The organism is Candidatus Sulfurimonas baltica, from assembly GCF_015265455.1.
GTDB classification, from domain to species: domain Bacteria; phylum Campylobacterota; class Campylobacteria; order Campylobacterales; family Sulfurimonadaceae; genus Sulfurimonas; species Sulfurimonas baltica.
This window is the reverse complement of sequence record NZ_CP054492.1, coordinates 2,117,056-2,140,797: the sequence shown is the minus strand read 5'-3', so window position 1 is coordinate 2,140,797 and position 23,742 is coordinate 2,117,056. Positions and strand designations below refer to the sequence as shown.

The window sequence follows — 23,742 nt, the reverse complement described above, 5'->3', positions numbered from 1 at the left end:
GCTTGAAGCCATTTACGCTTTTATACTTTATCTTAAGCGTGGCGCTCTATGCAGTAGCGCTGCCACTTTTGATTTACCTCTCGTTTAAACAAAAATACAAAGAGTCACTTCCTTCTCGTTTTTTTCTTTTCAATAATCCAAGATTTAATAATCGTGATGGAATTTGGTTCCATGTATGTTCCCTTGGTGAAGCCAGAGCTATAAAGCCTATTTTAAAGCTCCTAGATGATTGTGATATAAAAATAACAACTATTACTCATACAGGGCAGGTTGAGGCTAGAAAATACAATGCTGAGGTTAGATATCTCCCTTATGAGATGTTTTTACCTTTTTGGGCTAAGAGACAGAGGGTTCTCGTTGTGCTAGAGGCTGAATTTTGGTTTATGCTCTTTACTGTTCTAAAAGCAAAAGGGGCGAGAATAGTTCTTTTAAATGCCAGAATCTCTGAGAAAAGTACTAAAAAATATTTACAGATGGCTTGGTTTTATAAAAAACTGCTTTCACATGTAGAGATTGTTTATGCACAAAGTGAAGTTGATAAAAATCGTTTTATAGCTCTTGGCGCAAAAAATATTGAAGTAATTGGCAATATTAAGTTGGCTGGTGAAATAGTTAAAACAAAAGAGTATAAGAAGCCAAACTGCGAAGTTATTGTAGCTGGGAGTACTCATGATGGTGAAGAGGAGATGGTTCTTAAATCATTTGTTGAGTATATAAAGCAGGGTGAAGCAAAACTTATTATTGTCCCAAGACATCCGGAGAGATTTGATAGTGTTTATGAGCTTATGAAAGTTTATGCAGACAGATGTGATTTGTCTCTTGAGAGGTTTTCAAAAAGCAAAGAGCTTAAAGCTGATATGATTTTGGTTGATGAGATGGGCGAGCTGAATAATATTTATGCAATAAGTGATATTGCTATTTTAGGTGGTGCATTTAAAGAGGATGTAGGTGGGCATAATCCGTTAGAGCCGGCTCATTTTGGGTGTAAAATTATTACAGGAAAGCACTTCTTTCATCAAAAAGAGCTTTTTAAATATGTGCATCATGTCCAGTATGTCGAACCACAAGAGATACACAGAGCCTTGCTTACATGTAGGTCGTTACCGCCAAGTATGCTTGAGCAAGAGATCAACTTAGAGCCCGTAATAAAGAAGATATTAGAAGATTAAATAGATGATATCTATTTCATTAATAAATAAAAGAAGGAGTCACTTATGGCTACAGAAAAAGCGTATAAAATTTTATCAAATCAAACTGGTGTTTCAAACTCGCAGGCAAAGTCAATGATTGACCGTGGTTTAGTCTATGTTGGCAATAAGAAAGTTATGATAGCCCGTGGTGAGATAGATGAGAAAACTATATTTAGAATAGAGAAGATAGAGAAGACAAAACCTATATTTGAAAATGATGATATTATTGTAATAGATAAACCTGCACATGTAAACTCAGATGAGATAGAGAGACAATTTAAAGGTGCAAGGCTTTTACATAGACTTGATCGCGAAACGAGCGGTGTTTTAATGCTTGTTAAAAATGAAGAGTTTCGAGAAAAAGCAATTCAAGAGTTTAAAAAAGATAGAGTTTACAAAGAGTATATCGCATGGGTTGAGGGGATTGTTACAGAGCCACAAGTCATAGATAAACCAATACTTACTCAAAAGAAAAATAATAAAGCTTATTCAAATGTATCTAGTAAAGGAAAGCCTGCAATAACTGAGATTACTCCAGATATAGTAAGTGCAAACAAAACAAAAATACATTGTATTATTCATCATGGAAGAACACACCAGATTAGAACTCATATGAGATATGTAGAACACTCAATAGTTGGTGATGAGCAGTATGGTGGAAGACGTGCTAAGCGAGTAATGCTTCATGCCTATAAAGTTAGACTTCTTGGCATGGAATTTATAGCGGAAGAACCAAAGACATTTATCAACTTTGAATAATTCTAAAAGTTTATGGTTTATCTACATGTTAAAGTGCAATGATGAGACTCTTTATACTGGAATTACCACAGATCTAAACAGAAGAGTAGATGAGCATAACAGCTCCCCTAAAGGGGCTAAGTATACCCGTACGAGAAGACCGGTAGAATTGATATATTTCGAACATCATGAAGATAAAAGCAGTGCTTCTAAGCGAGAGTATGAGATTAAACAATTATCCAGAATTCAAAAGTTAGAGTTAATAAAATGATACGAATTTTTGTCGACGGAGACGCTTTTCCAAATCTGCTTAAGCCAATAGTGTTTCGTTCAATCGAAAGATTAGAGTTGGAGACATTTGTTGTCTCAAACAAACCTATAACAATAGGAAAATCTAAATTAATCACCTATATTATTGTCGAGCAGGGTGCTGATGAAGCAGATAACCATATTGTTGAACTTGTAAAAGAGGGCGATTTGGTAATAACAGCAGATATTCCTTTAGCAGACAGAGTTATAACTAAAAATGCACATGCTATTGATCACAGAGGTGAGCTTTATACCGTTGACAATATTAAACAGTATCTTGCTATGAGAAATCTTATGGAAAAAATTCGTGAAAGCGGAGAGATGACAAGAGGACCAAAGGCATTTGACCAAAAAGACGCACATCAGTTTGCAAATCAGCTACATAAATTTTTAACTAAGTATTGCTAATTTTAAAGCAAACTTAAAGTAACTTCCCGCTATAATTCGCCACTTTTTACATCCAATATAATTTAAAAGAGGAGGGCTTATGTTTGATACATTAACAGATTCGTTTACAAATGCGATAAAGAAAATTCGTTTCCATGATGATGAAAAAGCCCTCACTAAAGCCCTTGGCGAGCTTAAAAAATCTCTTTTAAAAGCTGATGTAAACCATAAAGTTGTTAGAGAATTAATTGAAAAAGTACAGATTGAGACGAAAGCAAAAGGAATTGGTAAAGACCAGTTTTTAGACGCACTTAGAGCGGCTCTTTATGAACTTTTAGAAATTGGCGGAAACAGAGGCTTTATTTTTTCTTCAAAGCCTCCAACCGTTATCCTTATGACTGGACTTCAAGGTTCAGGTAAAACTACTACTACCGGAAAACTTGCAAATTACCTAAAAAATAAGCAAAAAAAAGTTTTAGTTGTTGCAGCAGATTTACAGCGTTTAGCTGCAGTAGAACAACTTCGTCAGATTACTGCTCAAATAGAAGTTGAGTTATATGAAGATGAAAGCACTAAAAGCCCTGTAGAAGTAGTAAAAGCAGCATTGAAAAAAGCCAATAACGGTATTTATGATGTTGTTCTAATAGACACAGCAGGTCGTTTAGCGATAGATGATGAGTTAATGAATGAGCTTGAAGATGTAAAAAAAGCAGCTAACCCTGATGAGATTTTTTACGTAGCTGATTCAATGACCGGCCAAGATGCTATTAAAACCGCTTTATCATTCAAAGAAAAAATCGGTATTGATGGTGTTATTTTAAGTAAATATGATGGTGACTCTAAGGGTGGCGTTGCTCTTGGACTATCAAGCCAAGTTAAAGTTCCTCTCCGTTTTATTGGTAGCGGTGAAAAAATGGAAGATTTGGAAGTTTTCCTGCCAGATCGTATTGTAAACCGTCTTATGGGCTTTGGAGATATTGAAGGTCTTGCTGAAAAGACAGCATCTGTAATTGACGAAAAACAGGCAAAAAGACTTACATCAAAAATCAAAAAAGGTCAGTTCAACTATAATGACTTTTTAGAGCAGATGGAAAGTATGAAAAAAATGGGGAGCATGAAGTCTTTAATGGGTATGATTCCAGGTATGGGCAACATGTCCAAAGCCTTAAAAGATTTTGATTTAGACAACTCTAGTGAACTTAAAAATATTAAATCAATGGTTTCATCAATGACTATGAAAGAGCGTGAAAATCCAGATTTATTAAACAACTCACGCAAGTCAAGAATCGCAAAAGGTTGTGGGCTTGAAATAGTAGAAATAAATCGTATGGTTAAACAATTTAAAAACGCTGGTAAAATGGCTAAGAAATTTTCAGGTAAAAATGGGATGAAAGATCTTCAGGCGATGATGGGTCAGATGGGTGGAGCTGGAGCAATTCCAAGATAAGCAAAATTTAATGTAAATCTATAAACTTTTAGAAGCTTATAGACTTGCATTTAATGCAAAAAATTTAATATATTCAGCTAGTTGAAATATGACTAGTGCAGAGAAGGACAAAACATGGCAACAGTAATTCGCCTAACTAGAATGGGAAGAAAAAAACAACCTTTTTACCGTATCGCGGTAACAGATTCACGTAAACGTAGAGATGGAGGTTGGATTGAGCTAATCGGTCACCACAACCCTATGGTTGCTGAAAAAACTACAGTTGTAGATAATGAAAGACTAGATTACTGGTTGAGCGTTGGTGCTCAAATGAGTAGTCGTGTTAAAAAGATAACTGGTCGCTAAGATGATAGCTGACTTTGTCGCACAATTTGCAAAGCTTATAGCATCTAATCCAGATGACGTAAGAGTTGAAGTGAAGGATGGCGACGAAATTACTGAAATTCTACTCTATGCTAATCAAGCTGACATTGGTAAGCTTATTGGCAAAGAGGGCAAGATGATTGGTGCGATTAAAACTGTAATCTCTGGCTGTAAAGCTAAAGATGGCGTAAGCTACCGTATCAATGTCGAAGCAGTTTAAAGAACAACTTCTTCATATCGCTACTATCGGCAAGACTGTCGGTATACATGGTGATATGAAACTACATACAGACACAGATTTCCCAGAACAGTTTCAAAATGGAGCAACTTTTTTTACAAATTTAAAAAAAGATATAACGCTGAGTGAAGTAAACCTTGAGAGAGGTACTATTAAAATAGCAGGGATTAACTCTATTGAAGATGCTAAAAAATACACTAATGCAAAACTATTTACAACAAGAGAAGAGACAAGAAAAAATTGTCATCTAGAAGATGGAGAATACTTTTGGTTCGATCTTGAAGATTGTGAAGTTTATGAAGATGGTAAACTCTTAGGAATTGTTAACGAAGTAGAAAGAATTAGTATAAGTAATTACCTCAATGTAAAGACTGATGATATTTTAGTTAAAACAGGTAGTGCAAAAAGTTTTTTAATTCCATTCCAAGAGCCATTTAAAGTTAATGTAGATATAGATAAGAAAATTATCACTGTCAAAGGTGCTATGGATATTTTAGAAGCTTCATAATGAAACTTACTTTTGTAACTCTATTTCAAAATATTGTAGAGGGCTATTTTCAAGACTCTATACTTAAGCGTGCAATCGAAAAAGATATTTTACATGTAGAGTATGTTAATCCAAGAGATTTCAGTAATTCAAAACACAATAAAGTAGATGACACAGCAGTTGGTGGTGGGGCTGGAATGGTTATGTACCCACAACCTCTATATGACACGCTTGATGCTTTAAAATTTGAAGATGAAGATGTACATGTAGTTTTTTTAACACCAGTAGCAAAGCCTTTTAAGCAAAATGATGCAAAAAGATTAGCAAAAAAATCCCATATAGCTTTTGTGAGTGGAAGATATGAGGGAATTGATGAAAGAGTTATTGAAAAGTATGCTGATGAAGTTTTTTCAATAGGGGACTACATTTTAACTGGTGGAGAGTTGGCATCACTTGTAATGTGTGATGCAATAGCAAGAAATGTGGATGGAGTGCTTGGAAATAGTGATTCTTTAACAACTGAGAGCTTTGAAACACCATTATTGGAAGCACCATCTTTCTCTAAACCAAAAGATTATCAAGAAAATTGTGTTCCATCAGAATATTTAAAGGGAAATCATAGTAGAATTCGCTCACTTAAATTAGTTCTGTCTGAATGTAAAACTAAATTCTTCAGACCAGAGCAGCTTTTAAAGCATAGAACAAGGAAATCTTATGAGAAATAAGTATATAGAAAACTTTGAAAAAGCGCAAACAGCTGAGAAAACTATTCCAGAATTTCGTGCTGGTGATACTCTTCGTTTAGCGGTAACAATTAAAGAAGGTGACAAAACTCGTGTACAAAATTACGAGGGTGTTTGTATAGCAAAAAGAGGTCAAGGTACTGGTCAAACTATAACAGTTCGTAAAATTGGAGCTAATAGTATTGGTATCGAGAGAATCTTCCCACTTTACAGTGATTCAATTAACGAAATAATGGTTGTTCGTAGAGGACGTGTTCGTCGTGCTAAACTATTTTATCTTCGTGACCTTGCTGGTAAAAAAGCTCGTATCAAAGAACTTAGAAGAAAATAATCTTCTAAGTCTCTTCTTCTTATAATACATTTCGCATAACTTCATTACCATTCCAAAACATTAATCTAAATAATTGTATAATATCTCAATAAGTGGCTATCTTAACATATGGGACTTGTATGGATTATCTTTGTGATCTTAAATCTATCGTTGAAATAAACTCATATACAAAAAATAAAGTTGGTGTGGATAAGGTCGGTGAGATTTTTGACACATGGTTTAAAGAACTTGGGTTTAATGTGAAAATATACAAAAGAGAACTTATTGGCTCTCATAGACACTATACTTCAAAACACGACGGCAATTCCAAAAAATTACTGCTTTTAGGTCATCTTGACACTGTATTCCCTCCTCAAAAATTTGAAGATTATCATGAAGATACCAACTGGGTTTATGGTCCAGGAGTCTGTGATATGAAGGGTGGCAATATTGTTGCACTTCAGGCATTAAGAGAATTAAAACAAGAAAATATAGAAATAAAAAACATAGATGTTTTGCTGGTTAGTGATGAAGAGACAGGGAGTGATGACTCAAAACTACTTACGGCAGAGTTGGCTAAAGGGTATGACTACTGTTTTGTATATGAAGCAGCGGGAGAAAATCTAGAACTTGTTACAGGACGAAAGGGTGTCGGAACTTTTTTTATAGAGGTTCAAGGAAAGGCAGCACATGCCGGAAACAGTTATACACAGGGATATGACGCTAACTTAGAGGCTTCATATAAACTTCAAGAGCTTGTTAAGCTTACAGATTTGCAAAAGGGTACAACGGTAAATGTTGGCAAAATCGAGGGAGGTATAGGTGCAAACACTATTTCTCCCTATGCTAATATGACTTTTGAACTGAGATATAAAGTTGCAGATGAGAGAGACAGGGTTTTAAGCTCTATTGATACAATAGTGAATCACTCTTATGTAAAAGGAACCCTCTCAAAACTTAGAGGCGGTATACAACGAGATGTTATGCAAACAACTGAAGAGTCATTAGCTCTAGTTAGAAACATAGAGAATATTACATCAACTTCAATAAAAACAGAGGAGAGAGGCGGAGTTAGCGATGCTAATATTGTAAGCTCGGTGGGAGTTGTAACATTAGATGGATTCGGTCCATTTGGTGATGGTGACCATACCATAGACGAGAGAGCTAGCAAAGAGAGTTTTAGTAGCAGAATAGAACTAAGCAAACAGCTTTTTACACACTTTATAAAAAATTCTAATTTTTAAGGGGAAGAGTAGATGTCAAAAAGAACAATTGGTATGTGGATGTACAGTAATAGCGGCGGTGCTAAGATAGAGGAGAAAATTGTTTCTAAACTCAAAGAGAGAGACATAGAAGTGATTACCGGGCTGGATTTACGTTTTGCAAGAGGCTCAAAGGATGGGATAACTTGCAACGCTACAAATGTACTAGATTTAGACCTCTTTTTTTCATATAATGCTGGCGAACAAACTGTTGCACAGGTTTACATGTATGAAACTATTAATAAATATATACCGACCATAAACAGTTATGAGGCATTTGCTCTCTCAGAAGATAAGTTTAAAACTAATCTCGCACTTCATTATGCGGGAATAAATACTTCAGATTTCTTTTTATGCCATAGAGAAACACCAGAATACATGGTAGAAAAGTTTAAAGAGTGGGAGAAATTAGTTTTTAAACCAGTAGATGGGTGGGGCGGAAATGGAATGACTTTGCTTGAATCTCGTCAAAGTCTTGACACACTAATGCCCTCTTTAAATAAATCAGATATGAGACATATATATTTGGAGAAGTTTATAGAAAATGATTTTACAGATTTTCGAATTGATATTGTTGATGGTGAGTTTGTATCTTGTTATGGACGTAAGGCAAGTGACAGAGAGTGGAGAACAAACATAACAAGCGGAGGAAGCATAATGCTTCGAGAGGCGAATGATGAAATCGTTGATATTGCAAAAAAAGCAACTAAAGCTTTAGGGATGGATATTGCCGGTGTTGATATATTATATGATAAAAAAGAAGAAAAATATGTTGTTTTGGAAGTAAATGGAATTCCAGCATTTGCAACGCCAGAACAAGAAAAGATGGGTCTTGATTTTAATGACAAAAAAATAGACCTTTTAGTAAATCTAATAGATAGAAAAACAAAACAAAAACTAGGATTAAAGAAATGGTAAAAAAACAGAAGCTTCCAAAATTAGGATTTTTATACTTAGATTATGTACTGAGATTTTTTGATTACAGCAACTTTAGAGGTTGGCCAGACAAGATTGAAGAAGTGACATACCATTGGAAAAATGATAAAACAAGATTTATCAATGAAGTAAAACGCAAGAAAATTGATGTTTTAGTTGGAAATATTCCAGCGACAGCTTATGAGACTTTCAAAGAAATCGCAGCGGCACTTCCACATGTAAGATTTATACCATCTATTGAAACACAGTTTTCAAACAAATCTAAAGAGAATGTAACGCTGTTTTGTGAAAAATATAATATTGCTGCTCCAAAAACAATAATTACATATGATGATAAAAAAGCTGACAAACATTTTAAAAACTGCTCTTATCCTCAAATTGTAAAAAGAAGTTACGGGGCATCTAACTATGGTGGATATTTTGTTCACAAAGTAGATAATTATAGAGAGGCAAAAGCATTGTTTGCCGAAAAAAAATATAAACCAGTATATTCACAAAATGCAATTCCTCTTAAGGATAGTGGAGATATCCGTGTTATGTTAATTGGGCATAAACCAGTTTGTGCATTTTGGAGATATTCGGGTGCCGGTCAGTGGATAACTAATACTTCTCAAGGAGGAAACATGTCTTATGATAATGTCCCTATGAACGCACTTGAACTTGCAGTAAAAGCTTCTAAAGCGGCAAAAGCAGAGTATTGGGCTTGTGACATTGGTATTGATGAAAATACGAACAAAGCTTATATTATTGAGTGTGCAACAGCATTCGCAGCATTTCCATATATAAGGGATTGGATTGGTCAGTATATAATGTGGGATTTAAGTGGCGGTAAATTTAGACTTCCACATGTACCTTTATTCTCTTGGGAAGAGCTTGGAAAAATGGACCCATCAGTTTTAAGAACTTTAAGACATCTCTATTTTGCAAAATATGAGCCGTCGGCCGATGGAGCATACTGGCTGGCTGACAAAGGTAATTTTGATATGCAGTTAACAGATGAGGCAAAAGCATCGGATGTACCAGAGTCTATTAAGCCACCATTGAAAGAAGAGGAACTTCCTACATTTCTTAAAGAGGATGATGTAGCAACGCTCTCAAAAATAGGTGAAGAAAGATTATATAATGTAGTTGATATTTCTTTAACAGAGCTTATGACACTTGAGGGCATGGAAGAGGATGTAGCAGTGAATATTAAAGAGTTGGTTGAGGAAAAAAAGATTACAACATTTGAAAAGCTGGCTGATTACTTTATATCATCAAAAGAGCAGATCCAGCAGTGGTCTAAATTTTTTCTAAAATAGTATAAGGCGAATAATTGAGACAACAGTATAGTTCGTATGGCGAATGCGTAGAGTTTTTTGAGCGGGCTCAAAAAAGTAATCCAAACCTTTTCAGAGTAGAGTCAATAGGCAAAACTTGGGAAAACAGGGATATTATAGCTGTAAGCATTACCAAAGACATAGATACTCACTTAGACAAACCAGCACTTTTTTATACAGGTACAATTCATGCAAGGGAGTGGGTCGGAATAGAGCTCTCTCTGCACCTTGCAAAATATATATTAGAGCATATAGATTATGATCCTCAGCTTAATAATATTTTAAACAGAGCAACTTTGTATATGGTTCCATGTGCAAATCCAGATGGATTTGAATATTCTAGAAACCATTTCTCTTTTTGGAGAAAAAACAGAAGAAAAAATGCAGATGGAAGTTTTGGTGTTGATTTAAACAGAAACTTCAGTGTAGGTTTTACTACAAATAATGAAACAACATCAAATGTATACTCCGGGCCAAGTGCTTTTAGTGAGCCAGAAACTGTAGCAATTAGGGATTTTGTTCTCTCTCATAAAAATATAACAATTGCGTTGGATTACCATTCACAAGGAAATGTTTTCTTCCCTGCTCATAACTTTATACATGAAGATGCGGTCGATGCGGTCGATTTAAATCTGCTTGCTGGTAATATGGCCGAAGAGATTAGAAAAGAGTCTGGTCGTGAATATGGCATTCATATGGGGAAACCGCCAGTACATCTTATATCAGGAAGCGCAAGAGAGTTTTACTACTCCCAAGGTGCTCTCTCTTTAGTTGCTGAAGTTGGAACTAGAAATATTAGTGACTATATAGAGCACATGAGTGAAAATCTTGATGAAAATATTCCAGCATTAATATTTGCACTCTCTGAGGTTAATAACTATAATAAAAACAATGCAGTCCCAAGAGTAGAGAACTTTGTAGCAGTTGATGTTAGTTCAAGGGAAGTTGAACTATCCTGGGATTACATCAGTGATGAAACTATTTATTTTGAAATATATCGCTCAAATAAGATAAAAGGTTTTACTCAAGCTTCAAATAGAATAGGGATGACAAAGCTAAAGACATATGTTGACAAAAATTTAAGATTTTCAACAAACTATTACTATTATATTCGAGCGGTATGTAAAGACAGAAATGTAAAGTCAGCATATGGACAGATTTTAGGGGTAAGAACCAAACCAGCGTATAACATGTTTTCTAAAATTCTTTATCCGTTGGCCGAAAGTATAGGTTACGTCGGCGAAAAGACAAAGAAAAATGCAGAACACTTTGGAAATAATTCCTTATTTGTTGGAATAAGCGAAGGCAAAGGGGAATGCTTTGGTATTTGTGGATTCTCTTTAAAAACGGTACCACAAAACGCAATTATGACAAGTGCTTCTATCTCATTTTACCCTATGAATAGAGTTTCAGTTCAAGTTGAGAGTTATGGGGAGTGGCGAGTTTCACAAATAGATGAGAGAACACTTGGCAGTATAAGTAGTTTCGAAGATGTTAAAAATGTAAGTGCTCTAAGCTATATAGATAGACCAGTAGGCTCAGCACAGCTATCTCAAGGTGTATGGAAAACATATAATTTTGCAAAACAAGAATTAGACATACTACAGGAGTCATTAAGAAGAGAAGAAGCGTACTTTAAAATGCAAGGCCCATCTTCGCTTCCGCTAGACCGAGCATCACAGTTGATGCAATGGGATATAGGATATGGAAAATTTAGCGGAGGACTTTCATATAGGCCTAAACTTGATATATCATATACAATAAGTGAAACTAAGACAGAACTTAGATCATCATATGAGTATACTGCCTACAAAGATAAATTAGTTGAAAACAAATTGGTAGTAGGTTTTGACAAAGCTGGTAATAAAAAATATGCTTGTTTTGAGTTTGATCTTTCTCAATTGCCAGAGATGGATAATACTGTTATTTCAACTTCTTATATAGAATTGGATGTTCAAACAGTAAACTCAGATAACAGTCTCCGTTTTCATATAGAGATGATTACTCCATATGAAGGTGAAAAAAGTTATGACAAGATTAAATATAGAAAGATAATTGAAAGGATAGGATATGATGTTAGCGTAAGTGATATAAAAAAAGAATCTAAGCAGAGGTTCGTTTTTGATACTCATGCTATAAATGAAATGGTAGAGAAAGCTAAAGCGACAAGAATAAATTCAAAAGCCGTTTTCATTATTTCAGCTTCAACTCAAAAACTGTTTTCAAAAGCACAAAATGTAGATTGGTGCGATAAAAAAAGAGAGAAACGCCCCTCTTTAATAATAAATTATATTAAAAAACGAAGAGTTGCACCAGCTAAAGTTGATAATTTAAGATACTCAATAGAAAATAATATGATAAAGTTAGATTGGGATACGCCAAAGGATGATGGGTATAAAGGTGCAATAGTTGTTAAAAATCCTTTTAAAATTCCATGTTCACCATATGATGGGCAAAAACTTTATGGTGGATTAGACAGTTACACATACGATAATTTTGGAGATACAAAAATACATAAGTATTATGCAGTTTTTTCATATGATGATGTTCCAAACTTTTCAGAGCCTGCATATATAGAAATTAATAGAGAAAAGTAGGTTGTTTTTACTATCTACTTTTCTCTTAACAAATTTTTTTAAATAACTTTCAGCGATTAAGAAATAACTAAGCACAACTTGCCTATAATTCCCATCCACAAACACAGAGACCTTAAGTTAAGGCCTAGAGAGACTTCGAGTAGAAGCTTTTGAATATGTTTGAGATCATTGAAAACTAAGCAAGTAAACAGACGAAATAACTAATATAGTTTAGTTAGTCACTATAAGTTTACTTAGAAATAACTAATATAACAACAACCGTCTATTCTGTTTGGTCTATAGCAATATAGATACCCAATAGAAATAGATACTATACAAAAAGTCCACTAGCTATTTATAGCAAGTGGCAACAAAGCCAATGATTTAATAATCTTGGGCAATGATCAGTAATGCACAGCAATGTGTTCTTTACATAATTAATTATGGAGAGTTTGATCCTGGCTCAGAGTGAACGCTGGCGGCGTGCTTAACACATGCAAGTCGAACGATGATTAAGAGCTTGCTCTTATGATTAGTGGCGCACGGGTGAGTAATATATAGTTAATGTACCTTCAAGACCGGGATAGCCATTGGAAACGATGATTAATACTGGATATACCTTCTCTACTTAAGTAGAGTCGGGAAACGTTTTTTCGCTTGAAGATCAGACTATATCCCATCAGTTTGTTGGTGAGGTAAGAGCTCACCAAGGCAATGACGGGTAGCGGGTTTGAGAGGATGATCCGCCACACTGGTACTGAGACACGGACCAGACTCCTACGGGAGGCAGCAGTGAGGAATATTGCACAATGGGGGAAACCCTGATGCAGCAACGCCGCGTGGAGGATGACGCATTTCGGTGTGTAAACTCCTTTTATGAGTCAAGAAAATGACGGTAGCTCATGAATAAGCACCGGCTAACTCCGTGCCAGCAGCCGCGGTAATACGGAGGGTGCAAGCGTTACTCGGAATCACTGGGCGTAAAGGACGCGTAGGCGGGTTGGAAAGTCAGGTGTGAAATCCTACAGCTTAACTGTAGAACTGCACTTGAAACTTCCAACCTAGAGTATGGGAGGGGGAGATGGAATTAGTGGTGTAGGGGTAAAATCCGTAGATATCACTAGGAATACCTAAAGCGAAGGCGATCTCCTGGAACATTACTGACGCTAAGGCGTGAAAGCGTGGGGAGCAAACGGGATTAGATACCCCGGTAGTCCACGCCCTAAACGATGAACACTAGTCGTCGGGATGCTTGTCATCTCGGTGATGCACTTAACAGATTAAGTGTTCCGCCTGGGGAGTACGGTCGCAAGATTAAAACTCAAAGGAATAGACGGGGACCCGCACAAGTGGTGGAGCATGTGGTTTAATTCGAAGATACGCGAAGAACCTTACCTAGCCTTGACATTGATAGAACACACCAGAGATGGAGTGGTGCCCTTCGGGGAACTTGAAAACAGGTGCTGCACGGCTGTCGTCAGCTCGTGTCGTGAGATGTTGGGTTAAGTCCCGCAACGAGCGCAACCCTCGTCCTTAGTTGCCAGCAGGTTAAGCTGGGCACTCTAGGGAGACTGCCTTCGCAAGGAGGAGGAAGGTGAGGACGACGTCAAGTCATCATGGCCCTTATGGCTAGGGCTACACACGTGCTACAATGGGGCGTACAGAGAGTTGCAATACCGCGAGGTGGAGCCAATCTCACAAAGCGTCTCTCAGTTCGGATTGAAGTCTGCAACTCGACTTCATGAAGCTGGAATCACTAGTAATCGTAGATCAGCAATGCTACGGTGAATACGTTCCCGGGTCTTGTACTCACCGCCCGTCACACCATGGGAGTTGATTTCACCCGAAATTGGGAAGCTAACCTTCGGGGGGCTACCACTTACGGTGGAATTAGCGACTGGGGTGAAGTCGTAACAAGGTAACCGTAGGAGAACCTGCGGTTGGATCACCTCCTTTCTAGAGTAAAGTCAATCATTCATTTGAATTGACATACAAAGAAAATCTCACGAGAGATAATATTAGTTATTAGTTTGTTTGCTTGCTTAGTTTTCAGTGATCTGTGTTCATTTGAAATGGGGAATTAGCTCAGCTGGGAGAGCGCCTGCCTTGCACGCAGGAGGTCAGCGGTTCGATCCCGCTATTCTCCACCATTTCATCATTTATTAATAGAAAAAGCTTAATCTAAGTTCTTAACAGAGAGTTTAGATTAGACTTCAAAGTCTATCGTTCATTAAATTATTATTGTCAAAGTCAACATATATAAAAGATAAAAGAATTTATTCAATTATTAATTATATTAACTAAATAACTACAATCAACAGTACACTGACTTGCTTTAAGTAGAGATACATTAAGTAAGGTAGTGAACGCAAATTAGAAAAAAAGATATTAAGGGCCATAGGTGGATGCCTTGGCTAGTAGAGGCGATGAAAGACGTATTAGGCTGCGATAAGCCTCGGGGAGCTGCCAAAGAGCTTTGATCCGGGGATTTCTGAATGGGGCGACCCAGCATGGCGCGAGTCATGTTACCCTACGGGGGGCGAACTCAGGGAAGTGAAACATCTCAGTACCTGAAGGAAAAGAAATCAAACGAGATTCCCATAGTAGCGGCGAGCGAAATGGGATTAGGGCACTTAGTGATAATATATTTGTTAGCCGAACACTTTGGAAAGAGTGGACATAGAGGGTGATATCCCCGTAAGCGAAAACATTTATATGGTACTAGACTAAGGAACGAGTAGGTCGGGACACGTGTTATCTTGACTGAATATGGGGGGACCACCCTCCAACCCTAAATACTACTACTAGACCGATAGCGAACAAGTACCGTGAGGGAAAGGTGAAAAGGACCGCGGTGAGCGGAGTGAAATAGAACCTGAAACCTATGGCTTACAATCATTCGGAGCACTATTGTCGTAAGACAAGTGTGACGGACTGCCTTTTGCATAATGAGCCTGCGAGTTGTGGTATCTGGCAAGGTTAATCAAACGAGAAGCCGTAGCGAAAGCGAGTCTTAATAGGGCGAATTAGTCAGATGCTGCAGACCCGAAACTGAGTGATCTATCCATGAGCAGGTTGAAGCTGGTGTAAGAGCCAGTGGAGGACCGAACCCGTAAAGGTTGAAAACTTTTGGGATGACTTGTGGATAGGGGTGAAAGGCCAATCAAACTCAGTGATAGCTGGTTCTCTCCGAAATATATTTAGGTATAGCCTCGAGCATTAGCATGAAGGGGTAGAGCACTGACAGGGCTAGGGCTGCTTACCGCGGTACCAAACCCTATCAAACTCCGAATACTTCATGTGTAACCTCGGGAGTCAGGCGGTGGGTGATAAAATCCATCGTCGAGAGGGGAACAACCCAGACTAGCAGCTAAGGTCCCAAAGTCTTGTCTAAGTGGAAAAGGATGTGAAGTTGCTGTGACAACCAGGAGGTTGGCTTAGAAGCAGCCACCCTTTAAAGAAAGCGTAACAGCTCACTGGTCTAGCGATTTTGCGCCGAAAATATAACGGGGCTAAGACAAGCACCGAAGCTCTAGATTCATAGTTTACTATGAGTGGTAGGAGAGCGTTCCATTCAGCGTTGAAGGTACACCGGTAAGGAGTGCTGGAGCGGATGGAAGTGAGCATGCAGGCATGAGTAGCGAGAAAAGAAGTGAGAATCTTCTTCGCCGTAAACCCAAGGTTTCCTACGCGATGCTCGTCATCGTAGGGTTAGTCGGGACCTAAGTCGAGTCCGAAAGGGGTAGACGATGGCAAATCGGTTAATATTCCGATACCGACGGTTGTTCGTTTGAGTGATGGGGGGACGCATAGAGTTAATCGAGCTCACTGATGGAATAGTGGGTCGAAGGACGTAGGTCGACAAATAGGAAAATCCGTTTGTCATTCGACCGAGATCTTACAGGCTCTGCAATGGCTTCGGCCAGCGCGGAGAATCGATGATACTGTCGTGCCGAGAAAAGCCTCTAAACGAGAACAACCGTTGCCCGTACCGTAAACCAACACAGGTGGGTGAGATGAGTATTCTAAGGCGCGTGGATGAACCATTGTTAAGGAACTCTGCAAACTAGCACCGTATCTTCGGTATAAGGTGTGCCCTATTTGTTAGGAGATTTACTCTCCAAAGCATTGACGGGTCGCAGCAAAGTGTCCCTCCCGACTGTTTACCAAAAACACAGCACTCTGCTAACTCGTAAGAGGATGTATAGGGTGTGACGCCTGCCCGGTGCTTGAATGTTAAATGGATTTGTTAGCTCTGCGAAGCATTGAAATGAAGCACAAGTAAACGGCGGCCGTAACTATAACGGTCCTAAGGTAGCGAAATTCCTTGTCGGTTAAATACCGACCTGCATGAATGGCGTAACGAGATGGGAGCTGTCTCAACAATGGATCCAGTGAAATTGTAGTGGAGGTGAAAATTCCTCCTACCCGCGGAAAGACGGAAAGACCCCGTGCACCTTTACTATAGCTTGACACTGCTATTGGGATATTCACGTGCAGGATAGGTGGGAGCCTTTGATTCATAGACGCCAGTTTATGATGAGGCATCCTTGAGATACCACCCTTGAATATTCTGATAGCTAACTCGGTACAATTATCTTGTGCGAGGACAATGTCTGGTGGGTAGTTTGACTGGGGCGGTCGCCTCCTAAAAAGTAACGGAGGCTTACAAAGTTCGGCTCAGGTGGGTTGGAAATCCACCGTAGAGTATAATGGCACAAGCCGGACTGACTGTGAGACATACAAGTCGAGCAGAGTCGAAAGACGGTCATAGTGATCCGGTGGTTCTGTGTGGAAGGGCCATCGCTCAAAGGATAAAAGGTACGCCGGGGATAACAGGCTGATCTCCCCCAAGAGCTCACATCGACGGGGAGGTTTGGCACCTCGATGTCGGCTCATCGCATCCTGGGGCTGGAGCAGGTCCCAAGGGTATGGCTGTTCGCCATTTAAAGCGGTACGCGAGCTGGGTTCAGAACGTCGTGAGACAGTTCGGTCCCTATCTTCCGTGGGCGTAGGAACGTTGAGGAGAGCTGACCCTAGTACGAGAGGACCGGGTTGGACATGCCACTGGTGCACCAGTTGTTCTGCCAAGAGCATCGCTGGGTAGCTACGCATGGATGAGATAACCGCTGAAAGCATCTAAGCGGGAAGCCAACTCCAAGATGAACGTTCCCTGAAGTACGCTTGAAGACTACAAGCTTGATAGGCTGGGTGTGTACGCATAGTAATATGTTTAGCTGACCAGTACTAATAGTACGTTTGTCTTTTTTTACAGTTCTTTGAATAGAACACAACTTCGTTCACTACCTTACTTAGTGTAAACACACTATTTAATGAACCGTGTACTGATACAGTTATTTAGAAAAAATGTTGACTTAAACAATAATGTATACTAGAAATAGTATAAACACTCACTTTAATTGACTCTAACAGTCAAATGTAAGAACATCTAGATGTCTTTACACTTGATTGTCTAGGTGGCTATAGAGAGAGGGAAACGCCTGGCTCCATTCCGAACCCAGAAGCTAAGCCTCTCATCGCTGATAATACTGCATCTTTCAGGTGTGGAAATGTAGGTCGCTGCCTAGTTGATCAATTTACTTCTAATCTTTACTAACAATCATTTAATTAACTTTTTTTCAAACTAACTTTTTTACTAATTATCTAATAAAGAATTTTCTATCTCCCAATAGTGCTCTATAGTTTGCATATTTACTTTATGAAGTCTATCTAAAAAGTATTCTCTATTTACTTCTATTGCTCCTAAACTTTTAAGATGATCAGTTGGTACCTGACAGTCAATAAAGTCATAGCCCCAATATTTTAGATGTTTCACTAAAATTGCATAAGCAGACTTTGATGAATCACTTACAAAAGAGAACATTGACTCTCCACAAAATACTTTTCCAACTACTACGCCATATAATCCACCAACAAGATTACCATCTAAATAACTTTCAATACTATGAGCTATTCCCATTCCGTTAAGTACACTATACGCTTCTATAATTTCAGTACTAATCCAAGTTCCATTTTGATTGTTTCTTGATACTGAACTGCAGTTTTTCATAACTTGTATAAAATCTGTGTCAAATTTATATTCAAATTTTTTAATACTTTTTCTTAGGGATCTAGTTATTTTGAAGTCATCTAACTCCATTATTAAACGTGGGTTTGTAGACCACCATATAATTGGGTCGTTCTTGCTGTACCATGGAAATATTCCTGCTTGATAGGCACGGATTAGCCTTGAAGGATTCAAGTCTCCACCCCAAGCTACGATACCATCTTCGTTTGCATCGTTTGGATTTGGAAAAATCAGCTCATGTTTTTCTATCTTTGGAATCATACTACTAAATTATTCTATATAGATTTGGCAAGTTTAAACAGTATATACTCATTCTGATTCCTTAAACTTTAATATCAACTTTTTATTAAATGATACTTGCACACTACCGCCATTTTTTAATTTTCCAAATAGTATTTCATCACTTAGTTTATTAGTAATATTGTCTTGTATATATCTTTTCAATGGTCTTGCTCCCATCTCTGCCGAGTAAGAACTCTCAGCAATAAAATCAATTGCTCTTTGAGAGGCTGAGACTGTAATTTTTTTCTTTTTTAGTTCGTTATTTAGCTCATTAATGAATTTGCCAACTATACCTTTTACAGTTTGCATATTCAGTTGTTCAAATTCAACTATTGCATCTAGTCTATTTCTAAATTCTGGGGTAAAGAAAGACTTGAGCTCTTCACCTTTAGAGAGTGAGCTGTCTTTATTGAAGCCCATTACATTTCTAGAAGTTGCACCTATATTTGATGTCATTATTAGAATTACGTTTTGAAAATCTGCTTTATACCCATTGTTGTCTGTAAGGGTAGCACTATCCATTATCTGAAGTAGTATATTGACTAAATCAGGATGTGCTTTTTCTATCTCATCTAATAGTAAAACAGTGTATGGATGTTTTTTAATAGCTTCTGTTAAAAGTCCTCCTTGTTCATACCCTACATAACCAGGTGGAGCACCTACTAATCTGCTTAGTGCGTGTTTTTCCATATATTCACTCATGTCAAATCTTTCAAAGTTAATTCCAAGAGTTTTGCTTAGCGATATGGCGAGTTCAGTTTTTCCAACACCTGTAGGTCCTGAGAACAAAAACGATGCAATTGGCTTACTTTGCGGAGTAAGTCCGGCTTTTGATATCTTTATAGCTTTTACAACCTCTTCAACTGCTGCATCTTGCCCTATAACAGATTTTTTTAAATCTGATTGCAGGTTTAATAATGAAACCGTTTCGTCTTTTGTAAATTTAGAGCTCGATATTCCTACTATTTTAGAAATAGTTTTTTCAATATCGTAAGCTTGAACTATATTTTTTTTATTTTTTTTAAGATGAAATGATGCAGCAGTCTCATCTATAAGATCAATTGCTATATCTGGTAAAAACCTGTCCGTAATATATCTTTTGGATAACTCTACAGCAGCTTTTAGCGCCTTGTCTGTGTAGGTAACATTATGATGCGCCTCATACTTGCTTTTTAAACCTTTTAAGATTTTATAACTAGTTTTTAGTGATGGCTCATTAATATCAACTTTCGCAAATCTTCTACTTAGTGCTTTGTCTTTTTCAAAGCCATTTCTGTACTCTGCAAATGTTGTAGCTCCCATGCATCGCAACTCTCCAGAGGCGAGAGCCGGTTTTAGCTGGTTTGCTGCATCCATTGTCCCGCTAGTTGCTCCGGCACCTATAATTGTGTGAATTTCATCAATAAAAAGAATCGCTTCAGGTGTTGATTTTAACTCATCCATTACACCTTTTAGTCTTTTTTCAAAATCACCTCTATATTTTGTTCCAGCCAACATTGCACCTAAATCAAGAGCATATAGTTTGGAGTTTTGTATAATTTTGGGAACATTACCTGCAACTATATTAAGTGCAAGCCCTTCAGCTATCGCCGTTTTTCCGACTCCAGCCTCTCCTACTAAAATAGGGTTGTTTTTCTTTCTTCTACATAAAATCTGAGTAACTCTTTGTATCTCATCTTCTCGCCCTATAACAGGGTCTATTTTCCCCTCTTTTGCTTTTTGCAGTAGGTCAATTGAATATTTGTCAAGAAATGATTCAATTTCATTGGAAGAGGTCTCTGTAGAATCAGTATGCGAGATAGCCTCTAAGATATCTAACCTTGAAATTTTATAATGATTTAGAAGCATATATGTAAATGTGTTTTCTTCATTGAAAAGAGCTGCTAAGAGATCTCCTATATCAGCTGCGCTTTGCTGAGATGCTTGCGTATGCTTTATCATGCTGTCAATCAGACGTGAAAGAGCAACGCTTTCAAAAGGTTCTTTATGTGTATCAGGAGGAAGCTTCTCAATATTAGTATATATATAGTTCTTTATAAGCTCTTTCATTTTTTCTACATCTCCGCCACAGTTAAAAATGATTTTGGCACCGTTGGGAGAGGTGAGAAGTTGATAAAATACATGCTCAACTGTTAAATATTCATGTTTTAACTCTTGTGCATAAAGGATTGATTTTTGAAATATCTCATTTAAATCCGGACTTATCACTACTCTTCCTCCATCTCTGCTCTAAGTGGAAAACCACTGTCTCTAGCTAGTTTATGAACCTGCATTATTTTTGTTTCTGCTATCTCATTTGTATAAACTCCACACACACCTTTATCTTTTTTATGTACCTCTAGCATAACTAGTTCAGCTTCTTGATAGCTTTTATGAAATATTGTCATTAATATATCTATGACAAAATCCATGGAGGTATAGTCATCATTTAAAATTAAAACTTTATATTTTTTAGGGTATTTAATAAGAGTCTCTTCTTTGAGCTCCAATTCTGTATTTGTTGCCATAATTTTCCTATAATAATTACATATTTCGTAAATTATAACAAAATAGAGATAACTATGACCAAAAGAATTTTTGTTACAGCAACGAATACAGATATCGGCAAGACATATACGACTAAACTTATCATGAAAGAGTTTGCTTCGCGTGGTTTTCGAGTTGGTGTGATAAAGCCTATAGAAACAGGTGTTCAAATAAAAGCTGCTGATGGTGAAGAGCTTTTGAAATGTATAAAAGAGATTAATAAAGAATTTTCAGAGCTACATTTAGAAGATATTGTGCCAATTACTTATGAGCTTCCCGCAGCTCCTTATGTTGCTTCTAGCGGTAAAAAATTAGATTTAAAGAAGATTGATGAAGCGATAGAAAAAATAGAAAAGTTGTGTGATGTTTTGATTATTGAGGGTGCTGGCGGATTGTACGTTCCGCTTGATGAAGAATATATGATTATTGATTTAATAAAATATTTTAGAGCTTCTGCCCTTTTTGTAACTCACTGTTCACTTGGTTGCATAAATGATACGTTGCTAAGTAAAAAAGCTCTGGAAGATAAAAAAATTCCACATGTGATTGCATTTAATTGTCGAAAAAACGACGATAGTTTTTCTGTTGTTTCTGAACCCTATTTTTTAAAAACAGGAGTTGAAGTGTTAAAAGTTGATAAAAATATTGACACGATTTGCGATGTCTTGTATAATCTACAAATTATTTAATAAAGATAAAAAAGAAGTATCATGCAACACTTGATTCGTACAGATGATTTCACCATTTCAGAGATAGAAGAGATTTTAGAAGATGCTAAAAAGTTTAGTGATGGAAGATTCGAAAGGATACTTCAAGATAAAATAATTATTACACTGTTCTTTGAAAACTCTACGAGAACAAAAAGCTCTTTTGAGATTGCCGCAAAAAGATTAGGTGCTGAGATTGTCCATTTGGATGTGGCTCAAAGCTCCACAAAAAAAGGGGAAACCTTAGTTGACACTGCAGCAAATTTAGATGCAATGCACCCAGATGCTATAATAGTAAGGCACCAAAACTCAGGTGTTCCAAAAATGCTTTCAAACAATATAAAAGCCTCGATAATAAATGCCGGAGATGGAGCACATGCCCATCCAACGCAAGCACTTTTGGACTTGTATACTTTGAGAGAACATTTTGGTGATTTGAGAGGTAAAAAAATTGCAATTGTAGGGGATATAAAAAATTCACGTGTAGCAAACTCAAATATAGAGCTTTTAAGCAGATTTGGCATGGAAGTGATACTTGCTGCTCCACCACATTTTTTACCAAAGACAGAGTTAAGAACAACACATTTTTTAGAGAGTATCGTGGATGAGGTGGATGTCATTATGAGTCTGCGTACTCAGACAGAGAGACACTCCTCTCAAAGTTATGCTTCGCTTAAAGATTATGCAAGTGATTTTTGTATAACAACCGAATTAATAGGCGACAGAGATATAGTTCTTCTACATCCAGGTCCGGTACATAGAAATATTGACATCTGCGATGCGCTTTTAGCAGATAAAAGATGTAAAGTTTTGAAGCAGGTCACAAACGGCGTATCTATTAGGATGGCCGTTCTCAAAAAGTTGATAACGCAAAGTTAATGAGCTTTGATGACTTAAACTCTTTAGGAAAACAAAGAGAGCCATTTTTATTTATTTGTGACTTTAAAGCAGAAAATTTAAAAATTATCCGTTTGGTTGAACTTGATAAATATGATATTGAGTACTCTATAGATGAAAACTATAATATAAAACAATACAATAACAAAATAAAAAAGTATCCTCTAGAATTTGTCGAATATAAAAAAAAATTTGATTATGTGCAAGAGAGAATCAAATCCGGTGATACATATTTGCTAAATTTGACGGCTCCGACACCAATAAAAACAGAGTTAAGCTTAAAAGAGATTTTTCAAAATGCAAATGCACACTATAAGTTAAGATATGAGGATAAAGAGAATAAATTTGTATGCTTCTCTCCTGAAAAATTTATTCAGATAAAAGATGATTATATTCATACTTACCCTATGAAGGGGACAATTGACGCCTCTGTGATTAATGCTGAACAAAAAATATTGGATAACAAAAAAGAGATGGCAGAGCATGTTATGGTGGTCGATTTGCTTAGAAATGATCTCTCTATAGTTGCAAACGATGTACATGTAAAGAGGTTCAGGTATGTCAATAAAATTGAAGCAGGGGATAAGAAACTTCTACATGTAAGCTCTCATATAAGTGGAAGCATCGGTGAAAATTGGCATGAAAGAATTGGGGATATCTTAAAATCACTCTTGCCGGCAGGAAGTATAAGCGGTGCTCCAAAAAAAAGTACGTTAGAGATAATTAAAGAGGTTGAAAATTACGAGCGTGGCTATTTCAGCGGTGTATTTGGCGTTTATGACGGAGAGTCACTTGATAGCGGAGTTATGATTAGATTTATTGAAAAAATTAATGAGGGGTATATATATAAAAGTGGTGGTGGAATTACGTTAGATAGTGATGTCAAAAGTGAATATAAGGAACTTTTAGATAAAGTATATTTGCCATAAATTGTTAA

20 protein-coding genes, 1 tRNA gene and 3 rRNA genes are annotated in these 23,742 nt (G+C 37.1%); 21 read left to right on the top strand and 3 right to left on the bottom strand.

Features of this window, described 5'->3' with window-relative positions:
• The first annotated feature begins 2 nt into the window (after positions 1 to 2).
• The 18 genes from waaA to rrf all read left to right on the top strand — a co-directional run bounded on the left by waaA (position 3) and on the right by rrf (position 17,894).
• On the top strand, positions 3 to 1,169 hold the full coding sequence (gene waaA, locus HUE88_RS10785) for a lipid IV(A) 3-deoxy-D-manno-octulosonic acid transferase (RefSeq protein WP_194368913.1): 1,167 nt from the start codon (positions 3 to 5) through the stop codon (positions 1,167 to 1,169).
• A 45-nt stretch (positions 1,170 to 1,214) separates the two neighbouring features.
• A complete protein-coding gene (locus HUE88_RS10780) occupies positions 1,215 to 1,949 on the top strand; it encodes a pseudouridine synthase family protein (protein ID WP_194368911.1) in 735 nt (244 codons plus the stop codon).
• Positions 1,942 to 2,199 carry a GIY-YIG nuclease family protein gene (locus HUE88_RS10775; protein ID WP_347401028.1) on the top strand — a complete coding sequence of 86 codons (258 nt, stop codon included), beginning with the start codon at positions 1,942 to 1,944 and terminating at the stop codon, positions 2,197 to 2,199. Before HUE88_RS10780 ends, HUE88_RS10775 begins: the two co-directional genes overlap by 8 nt.
• Positions 2,199 to 2,645, top strand: coding sequence for a YaiI/YqxD family protein (locus tag HUE88_RS10770; protein WP_194372645.1), 447 nt, complete (start codon positions 2,199 to 2,201; stop codon positions 2,643 to 2,645). The genes HUE88_RS10775 and HUE88_RS10770 overlap by 1 nt, the downstream gene beginning before the upstream one ends.
• A 79-nt stretch (positions 2,646 to 2,724) precedes the next feature.
• Positions 2,725 to 4,071, top strand: a complete 1,347-nt coding sequence (ffh, locus tag HUE88_RS10765; RefSeq protein ID WP_194368909.1) for a signal recognition particle protein — start codon at positions 2,725 to 2,727, stop codon at positions 4,069 to 4,071.
• 114 nt (positions 4,072 to 4,185) lie between these two features.
• The gene (gene rpsP, locus HUE88_RS10760) at positions 4,186 to 4,416 is read left to right on the top strand and encodes a 30S ribosomal protein S16 (RefSeq protein ID WP_194367093.1); all 231 of its coding nucleotides are present in this window, start codon (positions 4,186 to 4,188) and stop codon (positions 4,414 to 4,416) included.
• 1 nt (position 4,417) lies between these two features.
• Positions 4,418 to 4,654 carry a KH domain-containing protein gene (locus HUE88_RS10755; protein ID WP_194368906.1) on the top strand — a complete coding sequence of 79 codons (237 nt, stop codon included), beginning with the start codon at positions 4,418 to 4,420 and terminating at the stop codon, positions 4,652 to 4,654.
• On the top strand, positions 4,638 to 5,180 hold the full coding sequence (gene rimM / locus HUE88_RS10750) for a ribosome maturation factor RimM (protein ID WP_194368904.1): 543 nt from the start codon (positions 4,638 to 4,640) through the stop codon (positions 5,178 to 5,180). The genes HUE88_RS10755 and rimM overlap by 17 nt, the downstream gene beginning before the upstream one ends.
• Complete coding sequence (gene trmD, locus HUE88_RS10745) at positions 5,180 to 5,884, top strand: tRNA (guanosine(37)-N1)-methyltransferase TrmD (protein ID WP_194368902.1); 705 nt, start codon at positions 5,180 to 5,182, stop codon at positions 5,882 to 5,884. Before rimM ends, trmD begins: the two co-directional genes overlap by 1 nt.
• Complete coding sequence (rplS, locus tag HUE88_RS10740) at positions 5,874 to 6,233, top strand: 50S ribosomal protein L19 (RefSeq protein ID WP_194368900.1); 360 nt, start codon at positions 5,874 to 5,876, stop codon at positions 6,231 to 6,233. Before trmD ends, rplS begins: the two co-directional genes overlap by 11 nt.
• 119 nt (positions 6,234 to 6,352) lie before the next feature.
• Positions 6,353 to 7,456: a M20 family metallopeptidase gene (locus tag HUE88_RS10735; protein WP_194368898.1), complete on the top strand. Its 1,104-nt coding sequence runs from the start codon at positions 6,353 to 6,355 to the stop codon at positions 7,454 to 7,456.
• A 12-nt stretch (positions 7,457 to 7,468) separates the two neighbouring features.
• The gene (locus HUE88_RS10730) at positions 7,469 to 8,392 is read left to right on the top strand and encodes an ATP-grasp domain-containing protein (RefSeq protein ID WP_194368896.1); all 924 of its coding nucleotides are present in this window, start codon (positions 7,469 to 7,471) and stop codon (positions 8,390 to 8,392) included.
• On the top strand, positions 8,386 to 9,711 hold the full coding sequence (locus HUE88_RS10725; RefSeq protein ID WP_194368894.1) for an ATP-grasp domain-containing protein: 1,326 nt from the start codon (positions 8,386 to 8,388) through the stop codon (positions 9,709 to 9,711). Before HUE88_RS10730 ends, HUE88_RS10725 begins: the two co-directional genes overlap by 7 nt.
• Positions 9,712 to 9,725: 14 nt before the next feature.
• On the top strand, positions 9,726 to 12,326 hold the full coding sequence (locus HUE88_RS10720; protein ID WP_194368892.1) for a M14 family zinc carboxypeptidase: 2,601 nt from the start codon (positions 9,726 to 9,728) through the stop codon (positions 12,324 to 12,326).
• 419 nt (positions 12,327 to 12,745) lie between these two features.
• Positions 12,746 to 14,261, top strand: a 16S ribosomal RNA gene (locus HUE88_RS10715).
• A 118-nt stretch (positions 14,262 to 14,379) separates the two neighbouring features.
• A tRNA-Ala gene (locus tag HUE88_RS10710) sits at positions 14,380 to 14,455 on the top strand.
• Positions 14,456 to 14,683: 228 nt separating this feature from the next.
• Positions 14,684 to 17,577 (top strand): 23S ribosomal RNA (locus tag HUE88_RS10705).
• A gap of 201 nt (positions 17,578 to 17,778) precedes the next feature.
• Positions 17,779 to 17,894: ribosomal RNA gene (rrf, locus tag HUE88_RS10700) — 5S ribosomal RNA — on the top strand.
• Together the 16S, 23S and 5S rRNA genes with 1 tRNA gene alongside form the textbook arrangement of a ribosomal RNA operon.
• A 67-nt stretch (positions 17,895 to 17,961) precedes the next feature.
• On the opposite strand, the gene aat is transcribed toward rrf, so the two are convergent.
• The 3 genes from aat to HUE88_RS10685 are packed head-to-tail and all read right to left on the bottom strand — an operon-like array spanning position 17,962 to position 21,182.
• A complete protein-coding gene (gene aat / locus HUE88_RS10695; RefSeq protein ID WP_194368890.1) occupies positions 17,962 to 18,654 on the bottom strand; it encodes a leucyl/phenylalanyl-tRNA--protein transferase in 693 nt (230 codons plus the stop codon).
• A 48-nt stretch (positions 18,655 to 18,702) separates the two neighbouring features.
• The gene (clpA, locus tag HUE88_RS10690; protein ID WP_194368888.1) at positions 18,703 to 20,883 is read right to left on the bottom strand and encodes an ATP-dependent Clp protease ATP-binding subunit ClpA; all 2,181 of its coding nucleotides are present in this window, start codon (positions 20,881 to 20,883) and stop codon (positions 18,703 to 18,705) included.
• Positions 20,883 to 21,182 carry an ATP-dependent Clp protease adaptor ClpS gene (locus HUE88_RS10685; RefSeq protein ID WP_194368886.1) on the bottom strand — a complete coding sequence of 100 codons (300 nt, stop codon included), beginning with the start codon at positions 21,180 to 21,182 and terminating at the stop codon, positions 20,883 to 20,885. The genes clpA and HUE88_RS10685 overlap by 1 nt, the downstream gene beginning before the upstream one ends.
• A 54-nt stretch (positions 21,183 to 21,236) precedes the next feature.
• Here HUE88_RS10685 and bioD point away from each other — a divergent pair, with 54 nt between their 5' ends.
• Genes bioD through HUE88_RS10670 form a run of 3 tightly spaced genes read left to right on the top strand, consistent with a single transcriptional unit; the run spans position 21,237 to position 23,734 of the window.
• Positions 21,237 to 21,890, top strand: coding sequence for a dethiobiotin synthase (bioD, locus tag HUE88_RS10680; RefSeq protein WP_194368884.1), 654 nt, complete (start codon positions 21,237 to 21,239; stop codon positions 21,888 to 21,890).
• A 21-nt stretch (positions 21,891 to 21,911) separates the two neighbouring features.
• Positions 21,912 to 22,787, top strand: coding sequence for an aspartate carbamoyltransferase catalytic subunit (locus HUE88_RS10675; RefSeq protein ID WP_194368882.1), 876 nt, complete (start codon positions 21,912 to 21,914; stop codon positions 22,785 to 22,787).
• Positions 22,787 to 23,734: an aminodeoxychorismate synthase component I gene (locus HUE88_RS10670; protein WP_194368880.1), complete on the top strand. Its 948-nt coding sequence runs from the start codon at positions 22,787 to 22,789 to the stop codon at positions 23,732 to 23,734. The genes HUE88_RS10675 and HUE88_RS10670 overlap by 1 nt, the downstream gene beginning before the upstream one ends.
• Positions 23,735 to 23,742: the final 8 nt, after the last annotated feature.

Excerpts from the sequence above, each read along its gene's own strand:
- HUE88_RS10780 (WP_194368911.1), top strand. The coding sequence starts at position 1,215 with ATGGCTACAGAAAAAGCGTATAAAATTTTATCAAATCAAACTGGTGTT.
- ffh (WP_194368909.1), top strand. The coding sequence starts at position 2,725 with ATGTTTGATACATTAACAGATTCGTTTACAAATGCGATAAAGAAAATT.
- rpsP (WP_194367093.1), top strand. The coding sequence starts at position 4,186 with ATGGCAACAGTAATTCGCCTAACTAGAATGGGAAGAAAAAAACAACCT.
- HUE88_RS10755 (WP_194368906.1), top strand. The coding sequence starts at position 4,418 with ATGATAGCTGACTTTGTCGCACAATTTGCAAAGCTTATAGCATCTAAT.
- rimM (WP_194368904.1), top strand. The coding sequence starts at position 4,638 with ATGTCGAAGCAGTTTAAAGAACAACTTCTTCATATCGCTACTATCGGC.
- trmD (WP_194368902.1), top strand. The coding sequence starts at position 5,180 with ATGAAACTTACTTTTGTAACTCTATTTCAAAATATTGTAGAGGGCTAT.
- rplS (WP_194368900.1), top strand. The coding sequence starts at position 5,874 with ATGAGAAATAAGTATATAGAAAACTTTGAAAAAGCGCAAACAGCTGAG.
- HUE88_RS10735 (WP_194368898.1), top strand. The coding sequence starts at position 6,353 with ATGGATTATCTTTGTGATCTTAAATCTATCGTTGAAATAAACTCATAT.
- HUE88_RS10730 (WP_194368896.1), top strand. The coding sequence starts at position 7,469 with ATGTCAAAAAGAACAATTGGTATGTGGATGTACAGTAATAGCGGCGGT.
- HUE88_RS10725 (WP_194368894.1), top strand. The coding sequence starts at position 8,386 with ATGGTAAAAAAACAGAAGCTTCCAAAATTAGGATTTTTATACTTAGAT.
- aat (WP_194368890.1), bottom strand. The coding sequence starts at position 18,654 with ATGATTCCAAAGATAGAAAAACATGAGCTGATTTTTCCAAATCCAAAC.
- HUE88_RS10685 (WP_194368886.1), bottom strand. The coding sequence starts at position 21,182 with ATGGCAACAAATACAGAATTGGAGCTCAAAGAAGAGACTCTTATTAAA.
- bioD (WP_194368884.1), top strand. The coding sequence starts at position 21,237 with ATGACCAAAAGAATTTTTGTTACAGCAACGAATACAGATATCGGCAAG.
- HUE88_RS10675 (WP_194368882.1), top strand. The coding sequence starts at position 21,912 with ATGCAACACTTGATTCGTACAGATGATTTCACCATTTCAGAGATAGAA.
- HUE88_RS10670 (WP_194368880.1), top strand. The coding sequence starts at position 22,787 with ATGAGCTTTGATGACTTAAACTCTTTAGGAAAACAAAGAGAGCCATTT.